The sequence below is a fragment of the Clostridium sp. HCS.1 genome (assembly GCF_047900555.1).
Classification (GTDB): Bacteria; Bacillota; Clostridia; order Clostridiales; family Clostridiaceae; genus Clostridium.
This window is the reverse complement of sequence record NZ_CP170704.1, coordinates 630,551-644,944: the sequence shown is the minus strand read 5'-3', so window position 1 is coordinate 644,944 and position 14,394 is coordinate 630,551. Positions and strand designations below refer to the sequence as shown.

Genomic DNA, 14,394 nt, shown 5'->3' with positions numbered 1-14,394 from the left:
TTTTATGTTCAATAATTTATTTAATTTTGAAAAAATCTTTGACTCATTTAATTATGTTTTCTGGTTTTTCTTATTGAATTTATTTTTTATGATCTTTAATATTCCTTTAATACTCTTCTTTACATTTGTAGGCATAAGTAATATTTTCGAGTATTTTCCTTTATTTTTATTAAGTTTACTTCCAACTATGCCAACATTTACTGCATTACTTTATTGCATGAATAAAATAATGGTAAATAAAGATTTAGACATTATTAAAGATTTCATAAAGGGAATTAAACTTAATTTCAGGCAATCATTTCTAATCTGGTTCATTGAACTTTCACTAATAACTATACTTTATTTTAATATAAGATTTTTCGCTTTAATCAAGCATAATATACTCTTAATTTGCTTATTTTCTACCATTCTTATTATTTTAGCTACTGTTACCCCTTATATTTCTATACTTATTAGCAGATTTAAAATGAAAACCATTGATACCTTAAGAACAGCCTTTGTTCTATGTTTTACAAGACCAATATTAACTATAACTAATATATTGTTGTTTATTTTTTCTCTTATTTTATTTGAAGTAGCTCCAGGTACAATAGTATTATTTATCTCTAGTCTACTATCTTTTTTATTACTATTTATAAATAAATCCTTATTACTAGAACTAGATAGTATATCAAAGGAACAGAATATTTAGGATTAATAAATATATGATATATTTTAGGAGGAATATTAGTGAAATATAATAATGAAAAACTTAATATTTTTAAAGATACATTAAAAGAAATAGGAACAGAGCTTTCAAAATCAATCAAAGATGAAAAACTAAAAAAATTATTTTTAAATTGTTTTATAAATACTATTGATACAACTGTATTTTATCAGGAGAATGATACTTTTATTATAACAGGTGATATTCCTTCAATGTGGCTTAGAGATTCCACCTCTCAAGTAGAGCATTATTTACCTTTTGTAAACAAATATCCTATACTTAAGGATTTATTTATTGGGTTAATTAATAGACAAATTAAGTGCATTAAAATTGACCCCTATGCTAATGCTTTTAACAGAGAGGCTAATGGGCAAAAATGGGATAATGATATAACTAAGGATAGCCCCTGGGTTTGGGAAAGAAAATATGAAATTGATTCCCTTTGTTTTCCCATAAGATTAATTTATAAGTACTGGAAAACTACAGATGATATAAGCTTTTTTAATGGGGATATTAAAGAGGTTTTTTATACAATTATTAATTTATGGGAAACAGAACAATATCACTTAGATAAATCTGATTATTCTTTTCAAAGATTAAACTGTCCAGAAAGTGATACTTTACCTAAGGAAGGTTTGGGAAATCCAGTTTCTTTCACAGGGATGACTTGGTCTGGCTTTAGACCTAGTGATGATGCATGTAAATACGGTTATTTAATACCCTCCAATATGTTTGCAAGCGTTGTATTAACATATATAGAGGAAATTTCTAAGGTCATATATAAAGATGACTCTTTAAGTTCTAAAGCTAAATCTCTAAGAGTTCAAATAGATGAAGGAATAGAAAAATTCGGTTTAGTTGAACATAAGGATTTTGGTAAAATTTATGCCTATGAAACTGATGGCCTTGGTAACTACAATTTAATGGATGATGCTAATGTTCCTAGCCTTTTATCAATACCATATATAGGATATAAACCAATAGATGATGAGGTTTATCAAAATACTCGTAAATTTATTTTAAGTAAAAATAATCCTTATTATTATGAAGGTAAATATGCCTCTGGAATAGGTAGTCCACATACTCCTGAAGAATATATATGGCATATAGCACTTTCCATGCAAGGATTGACTTCTAATAACAAGTTAGAAATAGATGAATTACTTAAAACTTTAATCAATGCTGATGGGAATACACACTATATGCATGAAGGTTTTAACTGCAACAATCCTAATGAATATACAAGAGAATGGTTTGCTTGGTCTAATTCATTATTTGCAGATTTCATATATAAAAAATTAATAAAATAACTTCAAAATAATAAATGGAGCTACTCTTAGTATAGCTCCATTTATTATTTAAATTATCTAGTTTCTTTCCATTCATCTATTTGTTTTTGCATTTCAGCTATAACTCTATCTACTCCTTGTTCTTTTAACTTAGCATTTAATTTTTCTAAGTATTCATCTACATCAACTGAGCCACTAAAAATAGCTGATTTAAATTCTTCTATAACATTATTTATTGCAGCAATTTCATTAGATACACTTGAAGAATCAAACTTAAATCCTAGGGCTGGTGACATTATAGAATTATCGTTGAATTCTTTAAATTCTTCCCATTTAGTATCTGGTTCACCTTCTAGTTTATAAGTTATAAATAAATTTCCTAATGAAAAATATGGTACATCATAATTTTTTTGTTCTGGATTAATAAGCTTTATATGATCCTCTCCAACTTTTTCATAATGAAGACCTTCTACACCAAAGTTTATAATATTTCTTAAAGTTTTATCTGTATTCAATAATGATAAGAATTCAAAAGCCTTATCTTTATTTTTTGAATTGCTTGATATTGCAACTAATGACCCTGTTGTAGAACCATTTGTAATTAAGGTCTGTACTATAGGACTTGAAACTACAGGGTAGTTTAGTGATTTTGACCAAAGTTCATCAGCATAAGGTTGTCCATCTGCTTTTGTTACAAATCTTTTAACTGATTTATCATCTTGAGCAGTTGCAGAGTCTGCATTTATATATCCAGCTTGATAATACTTTCTTAAAGTATTTAATCTATCTTTCATTTGTTGTGTTTCAAATATATTCTTTATAGTTAAAGATGTGTCATCTGATTCTATACCAACTGGATCTACTATTGAATCAAAGAACACTCCATAAGAGAAGCCTTTGGTAATATATAAAGGAACTACATCTGGTTCATTTTCCTTAATAACTTTTAACCATGGCTCTAAATCTTCTAAGCTATGTATATCTTGATATGGTATATTATATTTATCTACGTATTCTTTAGTAAATACCCACATTGGTGCTACTCCCAGTTCTTTTTGATTTGGTGCAGCATAAACTTTTCCATCTATAGTTGCTCCTTCCCAAAATCTTGGATCGATAGCTTCTTTTAAATCCTTTCCAGAATCAGAATTTAAATAATCATCTAATTCTAAGAAAGCTCCTTTTCTGGAATTTCCTAAATAATCTCCTGCCCATGAAGATGTAAAGGCTAGATCATAATCTTCACCTGAATTAATTACAACAGACATTTTTTGATTATAATCCCCAAATCCTATAAATTTCATGTTTATATTAGCATTTATTTTTTCTTCTAAGTATTTATTTGCTTCAGCTAATACCTTATCTAAATCCTTTGGTTCTTCTCCAATGGTATACCAAGTTAAAGTAGTTGGAGTGCCGTTATTTGAGCCAGAAGCTTCTGTTGAATTCCCACATCCTGTTAATATAGCTGAAATTGCCATTATTGTGCATGTCGCAAGGGCAACCATCTTTTTTATTTTTCTCATTATCTGCCTTCCTCCTTATTTCATAGCTTTTATAAGAATTATTATAATATGTATAAATATCCTTTTATAGTGTACTTATTTTATATTTCATTAACTAAATCTAGGTAAATTATATAAAGTAAACAAAAATAGCCCCAAGAGCTATTAACTCTTAGGGCTATTTTTACTTTCATCTATGAAATTTAAAATTATCTAAATACTACAGAATTCACTTTAAAATCTTCACACTTATGAGTAACTATAGAATATTCAAAAGCTTGCCCATTATCTAAGTATGCTACTTGTTCTATTATTCCTAAAGGCTCATTCTTTTTAATATTTAAAAGCTTTTGCTCATATTCTGAAGACTTCTTTATAGTTATTGTCCTATGAGCACTTTTTATTTTTAAGTTAAGTATTCTTTCTATATACTCATAAATTGATCCAGATAAATGCTGTTTCTTTAAGCCTGGTATTATTTGAATTGGCATATACATTTCTTCTAAAACAGCTGAAACACCATCTACTACCCTTACACGAATTATTTTGTATACAAAATCCTCTTCAGTTACTAATAATTTTTTTGCAATGTTATTATCTGCATTGATTACTTTATATTCAATAATATTACTTTCAATCTTATGATTTACATAGAAGGAAGATAGACCTCTAAATTGAGTAGAAGCTATTAAATTATCTCTTTCCTTTGGATTTATATCTTTAACAAAGGTGCCACTACCTCTTCTCTTAACTAAAAGACCTTCTGCAACTAATATATCTAAGGCCTTTTTCACTGTCATCTTACTTGAATTATATTTATCACATATCTCTTTTTCAAAGGGAAGTCTTTCATTAGGTAGATACTTCCCATCTATTATCTTTTTTCTTATATCATTAGATATTTCAACATACTTTAACATAATCTCTCTCTCTTATATTTACAGCCAACTAAAGTCTATAGAATTTAAAAATGCTCTTGCTATAGCCATATGACCTGTTGCATTTGGATGAACTCTATCTAATGCAAAGGTAGCTGAATAATTATTTTCTAAAAGCTCATCAAAGGCTTTTTGTGTATCTACAAATATAGCATCATACTTATCTGCTAGTTCCTTAACTACTTCTCCGTACTTCTCTACTTCTACTCTCATTAAATCACTTTTATTGCTTTCAATAAAAAATGGTGTAATTAATATTAACTTCTTTAAACTAGGCAATGTTTTTTTTATTAATTCTTCTAAAGTATTTCTATATTCATCTATATACACATGTTCTTCTATTCTAAGAGGATGTTCAAATTGTCTCCAAATATCATTTATACCTACCATTATTGATAAATAATCTGGATTTAATTCAAGTACATCTCTATCCCATCTCTCTTTTAATTCCCTTACTCTATCTCCACTAACACCCATATTAATTACTCTATTATTATTATCCTTATAGAAGTTCTTTAATAAGCTAGAAACAAAACATACATATCCGAAACCTTCTGCTCCATTGCTTCCTTCTCCTATAGGTAATCTTCTACCACAATCTGTTATTGAATCTCCTATCATAACTAATTTTGTGTTTTTTTCTAATAACATCTAACCCACTCCTAACCCTTAAAGTACCTAGCAATTACACTTTCGGCTAATTTAAACTTAACGCTATAATCCCTAATAAGTTTCTCTTCTTCTTTTTTGGGGGATTTCATCGGCCAGTCCCAAAAGCAAAATCCTTTTATAAAATTTTTATTAATACTTTCTTTTAATAATTCATTATAAAATTCATATTGTTCCTTTTCACTTTCCTCACCATTTATGGTTACACACCAATCATTAGGTGCCTTTCCCGAAGCTTTAACTGATGGACATCCTGCTTCTGCAAAGAAAAAGGGCTTATTATACTTATTAACTACTCTTTCTATCCTATCAAGTTCTTTTCCAATATGTCCTAATGGATAATAACCTGATGATGATATATAATCTAAGCTATCCCACCATTTAACATTATGCTCTTGGTATTTATCACAATTATAAGTTAGTTTTCCACTATAAATCTTCCTTATTTCTGAAACTAAATATCTCCATTCCTCTTCTCTATGATCAGTTCCAACCATTTCACAGCCAATGATAAGCATATCCACATTATTTTTCTCACAAAATTCAGCATAGTAAAGCAAGTAATTATTATAATTATTAAACCAATCCCTCCACTTAGGTTCACAAGGAACATCTTCATCAAAAAATCTAATATAGGCTCTCCAATATCCATCCATAACATTCAGCATTGGCTTTAATATAACCTTTAAATCTTTACTTTTAGCATAATTTATTAATTCTACTAACTCTGTTTCCTTTGGCATGTGCTTACCTTGCCAGAAAATATCAGTTGAATAGCAATGTTCTTGTACTGCTGCAAAGGAAAAAGTTATTGTATTCACATAACATTTTTCTATCTGGTAATCTATTTCTCTTTTTACATCTTCACTAATTACATCTTTTGACCAATTCCATGTAATAAAATTAAAGCTTCTTATTTCAAAATTTCTTCTCATATCTCCTCCTATAGATTTTGATCCTTTTATTAATTTGTAATAGCTTTATGATTTAACTTTACAAATAAAAATCCAAATAAACTAATTGAAAATAATACTAATATTTCTTTCATAGCTATTCCTAAAAGTATTAAAGCAATAAAGATAAAAATAGTCTTTAAAAGTGCTTTAATATTTTTAAACATTATAATTACTATATTCATATAATTGAAATTCTTCTCTTCATATAATGTCCTTAGAGCATAGTAGCTCCAATAAACACTTATAATTGTGTAAATGTACATAAAGAGCATATTTACACTAGTAGCATATGGGATACTAATTCTTTTTAATAAAAATATAGCTATCAATAGCATTAATGTATAAATCCCAGTTAAAACTTCTTCCCTCTTATGTTTCATTAAATTAATAAGGAATTTTGAAGTAAAATATTTTATAATTCCTGAATAACCATCTATCTCTTCATCTATTAATTCCTTCATAACTTCAATTACAGTAAAAATAACGGGAACTAAGGTGAAGGAAAATAATCCTAAAGCAAGATAAACTATAGCTAATATATTTGTTATCATTATTACATAAAGTGTATTTACAAATTTAAAAGTCTTGTTATTCATTCTATACCCCTCTTATTTAACAGCTCCATCTACAAAGCCATTATAAATATATTTTTGTAAGGCTATAAATACTATTGCTGTTGGAATCATAATTAATATTACTCCTGCTGCTATTACATTCCATTGACCTCCATAAGGTCCTATAAACTTGTATAATGATGTAGCAACTGTTCCTAATTCTTGGCTTGGTGCATATAGGAATGGTGTATAAAAGTCATTATATATTCCAACTCCTCTTAAAATAATAATTGTGGCTATTGCTGGTTTTAATAAAGGTAAAATTAATTTATTAAAAATATATAAATAAGATGCTCCATCTAACATAGCTGCTTCATCATTAGCAATAGGAATGGACTCCATAAACTGCATCATTATATAAATACTCATTACATCTGCACCTAGATACAAAATTATAGGTGCCCAAATAGTGTTGTATAATCCCAGTTTAGAAATAATTTGGAAAGTTGCAACCTGTGTAGTAACCATAGGTAAAAACATTGGAAATAAATACATAAGTAAAATTAATTTCTTTAATTTAAAATCAAATCTTTGAAGAACAAAGGCAACCATAGCCCCCATTAATATAGTTCCTGCTAAGGAAATAACCATAATAATTGCAGTATTCTTAAATCCATTTAACATTCCACCATCTACAAAGGCTGTTGCATAGTTAGAAAAATTAAATAAATGCTTTGGTAGTGCTAATTTACTAGACTCATAAAACTCTTCATATCCCTTGAAAGATGCTAAAAATATAGTCAATATTGGAAGTATAAATATGAATGCTGCTAATATACATGATATATACTTTAATATATTCCAAGCAATTTTCCTTATTTTTGATTTCAGTATATCTTTTTCACTCATTATTTTTCCTCCTTAAAGAAAATATTTTGAATAAGTGCAACAGTTGCAACTACAAACATTACTACTACTGCCATAGCTGATGCCTTTCCTACTTGATTAAACTTAAAGGCAGTATTCATAGTTTCAATTACAAAGGTTGAACTTCCATTAGCTCCCCCAGTCATAATATATGGTATTTCAAATACTGAAATAGCTCCTGATATATTAAGAATTAAATTTAGCTTAATTATATTTTTTACTGATGGAACTAATATATATCTAATTTTATGCCATTCTCCTGCTCCATCTATTTCAGCAGCTTCAAGAACTTCTGTGGATACTGATTGCATAGCTCCTAAGAAAATAATGAAGCTATATCCTATATATCTCCAAACTGATGTAAATGCTAATGAATAATTAACTGCATTTTCATTTCCTAGCCATAATGTTATAAATTTCTCTAGACCAAATATTTTCATTATTGTATCTAAAGTTCCTTCTGGTTGAAAGAAGAATAAAAACATTAATGAAATAGCAACTCCATTAATTAAATATGGAAAGAAAAATATGGATTTGAAAAAGTTCTTACCTTTTAATTTTGAATTAACTAATACAGCTAAGTAAAAAGCTAAAATTAATTGAATTATTCCACCTACAAAATAATAAATACTATTTTTAAATGCTCCAAAAATATCTGGATTACTAAATATATCTATGTAATTTTGCAATCCAACAAAGGTCTTTGTTCCATATCCCTTCCAGCTTGTAAAGCTATAGGATATCATATTTATTGCTGGTAAATAGGTGAATAACACTAAAAAGGTTAGTGGTATTATTAAAAATAAGAATATTATTATTCTTCTTTGATATTTATAATCTAATCTACTAAACAAGACCCCATCCTCCTACTTAATAAAGAATAAAGTTTAAGCTGCCGCAAAACAACTCAAACTATTATTACATCTTTTTATTTTTTTATTATGCGACAGCCTAATATAAAATTATCTTTTAAAATACATATTTATTTGCTTAATTTTTCCTTACTCTTTTGCCAATTATCGTTATATTTATTAACAACAGATTCAAAATCAGCACGACTCTTCTTTGCTGCAATTACTGCTTCTTGAATATAAGTTCCTTCCCAGAATTTAATTCCTGCATCAGCTGCTATATTAGTAGTTAAATCACTTGCTGCTTGGTCAGTTTCTGCTGGATCTGAGAACATTAATTCAACTCCAGAATTCATATATCCTTTAACAACAGGATTTGTTGATTCTTGTTTTGTACTTGATGGTATTAAACCTTCTTTATCAGCATAGCCTGAGGTAGTATAGAATTTTACAAAATCTATAGCTTCTTCTTTATATTTTGAATGCTTACTTACTGCTATATATTGATCTGGACCAGCTTCTGCTTTTAATTTACCAGTATTATTTGTTGGGAATGGTGCTATCCCAATATCTTCTGGACTTGATGAAAGCCCTTGAACTTGAGGAACTGCCCACATTCCTAAAGCCATCATAGCTATCTTTCCATTTGCCATATCAACCTTTGATTGCTCCCAGTTAGTTGTAGTTAAATCTCCTTCAACCCAACCACTGCTTACAAATTTATATAATATTTCTAATACATCTCCTGTTGGTTTTCCTGATAATAATGCATTATCCATTTTTCCCATATCTCTATAATAATATGGAGTTCCATAAGCTACAGTTGCTACTGAATCATATTGCCCTAAAGGCCACTTATCTTTAGAATTTATTGCTAGTGGTACTACTCCACCAAGTTTAGCAAGCTTGTCCGCTAAATCATAAAGTTCATCTAATGTTTTTGGAAATTCATTATATCCTGCTTGTGCAACAACTTTTTTGTTATAAACTATTCCATTTGCTCCAAGTCCATTAGGAATTCCATAAACGGTATCTTTATCTGCTCTTTGATTAATTGACCTATAATCTTTAAGTTCCTCTACAGTTCCTAATGGTTCAAAGAATTGTGATAATTCTTCAGCAGTAATAGCTGGTAATATATTAAGTACATCTCCATAATCATTAGTGTTCATTCTTGTCTTAACAACACCTTCGTAATCTGTTATCCCTTCCCATTCAATCTTTACTCCAGTTTTGTTATAATACTCATCTCCAATTTCTTTAAGAGTAGTATCAATAATATCTGTTCTATGTGTTAATACCTTTAGCGTAACTCCCTCTTCCTTTGATGTTGTCTTTGAACCACAACCTACAAAAAGTGTTGCAGCAAAAATTGATAAACAAATAGTGCTTATTAATTTCTTTTTCATTAATTTCCCTCCCATTTATATTACCTTTTATACTTTTTAGAAAACGTTTCCTTTAAATACAATTTTATCACCCTTTATTTTAAATGTCTATACTTTTTATATTTATAAATATACTTTTATTTTTAAGTTATATTCATTTTTCGAGTTTATTATATAAAAATATTAATACGGTAATATTTTATAAATTTCTAATAAAAAAAGCTATCATTAGTAGATTTGTATCCACTAGTGATAGCTTTTTACATTATTTGGTCCCCTGGGGATTTTATTAGTTATTTCTTTGTAAGTAATGGAATAATGCACCCATGAGATTTGCATCATTTTCAAATTTACATTTTTCTATTACTGGTCTTACCTTAGCAGCAGTAATTTTATTCATTATAATATCTAGCTTTTCATTTATTCTATCTATAAAATCTTCCCTACCACTAATTGCTCCACCAATTACTATTTTTTCTGGATCATAAGTGTATTGTAAGTTAAATATTCCTATTGCATTATTAAAATAAAATTCATCTATTGCCTTAATACAATCCTCATCTCCTGATTCAGCTAATTCAAATATCTTTCTTCCATCTATTTCATCCTCTGAAAGTCCCTTTAGCTTAGCAACATTTTTTGCTAATGCTCCAGTTGCTCCTACTTCACTCCAAGTCTTAAAGATTGAATCTTCTCCATTTTTATTAGCTTCTAAAATGAAATATCCAAACTCTCCACCATGAAGATTGTTTCCCTTATGAATTTTCTTATCTTTAATTACAGCTCCACCTATTCCAGTTCCACAAACTACAAAAAGTACATCATTATTATCCTTTGCACTACCTCTCCAAACTTCACCTAAAGCTGCACAATTTGCATCATTTTCTATTTCCAAAGTTAGTCCTAAATCTTCTCCAAATATTTTCTTAAAGTTAGGTCCATGAATACAAGGCAAAGCACTTGCTCCTCCAATTATTCCAGTATCGCTGTCTACTCCTCCTGGAGCACTAACAGCTACCCCTGCTATATTATACTCTTCCTTAGCCTTTTCTACTTCTGAAATCATAGAAGACTTAAAATCATCAAAATTATTTCTTACTGATTTATAACTTCCTTTTTTTATAAATTCTCCTTTTTCTGTCATAATAGCATATTTTACACTACTTCCACCAATATCAAATACAATATAGCTCTTCATCATTTCTCTCCCTTATATAAAATATTTAGACTTAATATAGTCTATTTAAAACCCATTATTTTTAGACACTTCTTTTATCCATTTTCCTGACTTCTTTATAGTTTTCTTTTGCGTATTTAAATCTACAGCTATATATCCATATCTATTTTTATAAGCATTAGTCCAAGACCAACAATCTATAGGAGTCCATGAATGATATCCAAAGCAATTAGAACCTTCTTCAATAGCTTTATGAAGATAACTTAAATGTTCTTTTAAAAAGTCTATTCTATAATCATCTTCTATATATCCTTCAGAATTTATAAATTTATCTTCTCCTTCAACTCCCATACCATTTTCAGAAATATACCATGGTATATTGTTATAATTGTCTCTTATATTAATTGCAATATCATAAATAGCTTCAGGATATATCTCCCAACCTCTGTATATATTCATTCTTCTTCCTGGCATTTCATAATTATCAAAGTATTTATCAGGCATCCATCCATTAGAATTATCGAAGTCGCTCTCCTTTGCCTTTACCCTTCTTGGTTGATAATAATTAACCCCTAAAAAGTCTACAGTATAGTTTTTAATAATATCTAATTCTTCATTTGTGTATTTCCAAAGCACATTTTCATCTTTTAAAAGCTTTACAAGGTCCTTTGGAAACTCTCCTTTTACTGCTGGATTTAAAAATGAGTTATTAAAGAAGTTATCAGCAATTTTAGAAGCTTCTAAATCCTTTTCATTTTTAGCATCTCTTGGATATGCAGGAGTTAGATTTAATACTATACCAATTTGTCCACCATCTTTTCCATATCCACCATCTTTATATTCCTTAATTACCTTAGCTGAAGCTAAATTTAAGTTATACAAAACTTGCATTGCTTTTTTACCATCTACTATTTTAGGATAATGGAACTTATATAGATATTCTCCTTCAACTATTACAATTGGTTCATTGAAGGTTGTCCAATATTTAACCCTATCTGCAAATAAATCAAAGGCTACCTTTGCAAATTTAACAAATAAATCAACCACATATTTTGATTCCCATCCACCATACTTTTCATACAATTCTATTGGTAAATCAAAATGATGTAAATTCATCACAGGAATCATTCCATTTTTTACAATTTCATCAATAACATTATTATAAAACTTTACTCCATCTTCATCAACTTCTCCAGTCTCAAAATTTTTAATAAGACGAGTCCATTGAATAGAAGTTCTTAAGCTATTTAATCCAATTTCCTTAATCATTGCTATATCTTCTTTATAGGAATTATAAAAATTTGATGTAACATCTGGCCCTATCCTATCAAAGAATGCCTCTGGCTCTATTTCATACCAATAATCGAAAAGATTTTTATTCCTCTTATTAAAATTACCTTCGCTTTGTGGTCCTGAAGTTGCTGATCCCCACCAAAAACCTTCAGGAAAAATATATTTATTTCCCATGTTCCTTCTCCTCCTCTAGCTATTATAAATAAATTATATCTATATACTTAAAATATGTCTATACTTTTGTATAATATATATATATTTAGATTGAAACTTGTAAAAATAGCTATAATTATTTGATAATTATAGCTTTAAATTCATGGGTATCATATCTATGTCTTGAAAATGAATATTCAAATACTTTTCCGTTGTCTAAATATCCGATTCTTTCTATTTCAAGTACAGGTTCATCACTTAGTAATTTTAAATATTTCTTATCTAGCTCATCTGATTTTCTTGCTCTTGCTGTAGAATGACAGCTTTGTATCTTATATTTTAATTTATCTTCTATATAACTATAAATTGATCCTTCAACATCTGGCTTCTTTATTGAAGGGAAAAGATATAATGGCATATATGTTTTTTCTATAACAATTGCTTTTCCATCTACATATCTAACTCTATGTATAAAACAAACAAAATCATCCTTTTCAATCTTTAGATTTTCAGCCACCTTATCATCTGCATTTATAATTTTAAAATCTAATATTTTAGTTTCTACATTATGCCCAACCATAGTGGCTGTTAATCCTGCAAATTGATTTTGAATAGACAAATCCTCTATTTCATCCTGTGATATATCCTTTACGAAGGTACCTGATCCTCTTCTTTTTACTATTAAACCTTCAGCAACTAATAAATCTAATGCTTTTTTTACAGTCATCTTACTAGCATTAAATTTTTCACACATATCTTTTTCAAAAGGTAATTGATCATTAGCTTTATATTCCCCACTGGCTATTTTATGTTTTATGGAAGTAGCTATTTCCTCATATTTAGTCATTTAAAATCCCCTTATCTTCTATTAAATACATATATTATATATTATAAAGTATATATATCATAAAGTATATATCTACAATTAAAAAGCAATAACTTTTTAAAACTGTAAATTAAAGAAAAAAACTCCTTTCGGAGTTTTAATCTTTTAATTATAATTTGTAAGTTTTCGATATTAAACTACTGGGTAACTCTTTAATACTTTAATATTTCCTTTAATTTTATAACTTCCTAAAGTTGCTGGAATTAAGAAGCTATCACCCATTTTTATATTTTCTAGGAAGTCTTTACCTTCAATTGTTCCTTCACCTTCAACACAAGTATACATATCAAAGTTATCTTCATTACTTTTATCAAGGTATTCACTATCTATTGATATTTTTTCTATTCCAAAATATTGATTTTTGCAAAGAATACTTTGTGAATATCCTTCGTACTTAACTTCTTCCTTCTCACTTAAATTTTCACATTGAAGGTCAAAATTAATAACATCAAGGGCTTTATCAACATGAATTTCTCTTGGTCTTCCATAATCATAAACTCTATAAGTTACATCACTATTTTGTTGGATTTCTGCTATAATAACCCCTTCACAAATAGCATGTACTAACCCACTATTAATTAAGAAGCAATCTCCTTTTTTAACTTTAATTTTATTTAAGCATTCTTCCACTGTATTATTCTTTATTGCTGCTTCAAATTCTTCTTTAGTGCACTTCTTTGTCCCAACTATTAAAGAAGCTCCTGGTTTTGCATCTATAACATACCAAGCTTCAGTCTTACCATAATCGCCTTCATACTTTGCTGCATATTCATCTCCTGGATGGACTTGTACTGATAATTTTTCTTTTGAATTTATTAATTTAATTAGTAAAGGAAATTTTTCTAATGTTACTTTATTACCAACTAAAGCATGTCCAAATCTATTTATTAACTCATCAAATTTAATTCCTTTAAATTCACCATTTTCCACTATTCCAGTTCCATTTGGATGGCAAGCTATATCCCAGCTTTCTCCTATTTCACCTTCTGGAAGATTATTTCTAAAATTCTCAAAATCTCTTCCACCCCAAATTTTTTCATAATATAAATTTTCGAATTTAATTGGATACATAATTTTCCTCCTTTTAAGCAAAAAATATATA

14 protein-coding genes are annotated in these 14,394 nt (G+C 28.3%); 2 read left to right on the top strand and 12 right to left on the bottom strand.

What is annotated here, in order from left to right:
* Window positions 1-4 precede the first annotated feature (4 nt).
* A complete protein-coding gene (locus ACFYH6_RS03105; protein WP_416246472.1) occupies window positions 5-691 on the top strand; it encodes a DUF624 domain-containing protein in 687 nt (228 codons plus the stop codon).
* Window positions 692-729: 38 nt separating this feature from the next.
* Window positions 730-2,016 carry a glycoside hydrolase family 125 protein gene (locus tag ACFYH6_RS03100; protein WP_416179152.1) on the top strand — a complete coding sequence of 429 codons (1,287 nt, stop codon included), beginning with the start codon at window positions 730-732 and terminating at the stop codon, window positions 2,014-2,016.
* A 53-nt stretch (window positions 2,017-2,069) separates the two neighbouring features.
* On the opposite strand, the gene ACFYH6_RS03095 is transcribed toward ACFYH6_RS03100, so the two are convergent.
* The 12 genes from ACFYH6_RS03095 to ACFYH6_RS03040 all read right to left on the bottom strand — a co-directional run bounded on the left by ACFYH6_RS03095 (window position 2,070) and on the right by ACFYH6_RS03040 (window position 14,363).
* The gene (locus tag ACFYH6_RS03095; RefSeq protein WP_416179153.1) at window positions 2,070-3,521 is read right to left on the bottom strand and encodes an ABC transporter substrate-binding protein; all 1,452 of its coding nucleotides are present in this window, start codon (window positions 3,519-3,521) and stop codon (window positions 2,070-2,072) included.
* 188 nt (window positions 3,522-3,709) lie between these two features.
* Window positions 3,710-4,420 (bottom strand): GntR family transcriptional regulator, encoded by a 711-nt coding sequence (locus ACFYH6_RS03090; protein ID WP_416179154.1) that lies wholly within the window; start codon window positions 4,418-4,420, stop codon window positions 3,710-3,712.
* Window positions 4,421-4,438: 18 nt separating this feature from the next.
* On the bottom strand, window positions 4,439-5,089 hold the full coding sequence (locus ACFYH6_RS03085; protein ID WP_416179155.1) for an SGNH/GDSL hydrolase family protein: 651 nt from the start codon (window positions 5,087-5,089) through the stop codon (window positions 4,439-4,441).
* Between the two features lie 11 nt (window positions 5,090-5,100).
* Window positions 5,101-6,042 carry a glycoside hydrolase family 113 gene (locus ACFYH6_RS03080; RefSeq protein WP_416179156.1) on the bottom strand — a complete coding sequence of 314 codons (942 nt, stop codon included), beginning with the start codon at window positions 6,040-6,042 and terminating at the stop codon, window positions 5,101-5,103.
* 29 nt (window positions 6,043-6,071) lie between these two features.
* A complete protein-coding gene (locus tag ACFYH6_RS03075; RefSeq protein WP_416179157.1) occupies window positions 6,072-6,659 on the bottom strand; it encodes a hypothetical protein in 588 nt (195 codons plus the stop codon).
* A gap of 12 nt (window positions 6,660-6,671) precedes the next feature.
* Complete coding sequence (locus ACFYH6_RS03070) at window positions 6,672-7,526, bottom strand: carbohydrate ABC transporter permease (RefSeq protein ID WP_416179158.1); 855 nt, start codon at window positions 7,524-7,526, stop codon at window positions 6,672-6,674.
* Complete coding sequence (locus ACFYH6_RS03065; protein ID WP_416179159.1) at window positions 7,526-8,398, bottom strand: carbohydrate ABC transporter permease; 873 nt, start codon at window positions 8,396-8,398, stop codon at window positions 7,526-7,528. Before ACFYH6_RS03065 ends, ACFYH6_RS03070 begins: the two co-directional genes overlap by 1 nt.
* 128 nt (window positions 8,399-8,526) lie before the next feature.
* A complete protein-coding gene (locus ACFYH6_RS03060; RefSeq protein WP_416179160.1) occupies window positions 8,527-9,804 on the bottom strand; it encodes an ABC transporter substrate-binding protein in 1,278 nt (425 codons plus the stop codon).
* A gap of 268 nt (window positions 9,805-10,072) precedes the next feature.
* Window positions 10,073-10,981: an ROK family protein gene (locus tag ACFYH6_RS03055; protein WP_316344737.1), complete on the bottom strand. Its 909-nt coding sequence runs from the start codon at window positions 10,979-10,981 to the stop codon at window positions 10,073-10,075.
* A 45-nt stretch (window positions 10,982-11,026) separates the two neighbouring features.
* Window positions 11,027-12,427, bottom strand: a complete 1,401-nt coding sequence (locus tag ACFYH6_RS03050; protein WP_416179161.1) for a glycoside hydrolase family 1 protein — start codon at window positions 12,425-12,427, stop codon at window positions 11,027-11,029.
* Between the two features lie 115 nt (window positions 12,428-12,542).
* Complete coding sequence (locus ACFYH6_RS03045) at window positions 12,543-13,253, bottom strand: GntR family transcriptional regulator (RefSeq protein ID WP_316344739.1); 711 nt, start codon at window positions 13,251-13,253, stop codon at window positions 12,543-12,545.
* A 171-nt stretch (window positions 13,254-13,424) separates the two neighbouring features.
* Complete coding sequence (locus tag ACFYH6_RS03040) at window positions 13,425-14,363, bottom strand: type I phosphomannose isomerase catalytic subunit (RefSeq protein ID WP_316345687.1); 939 nt, start codon at window positions 14,361-14,363, stop codon at window positions 13,425-13,427.
* Window positions 14,364-14,394: the final 31 nt, after the last annotated feature.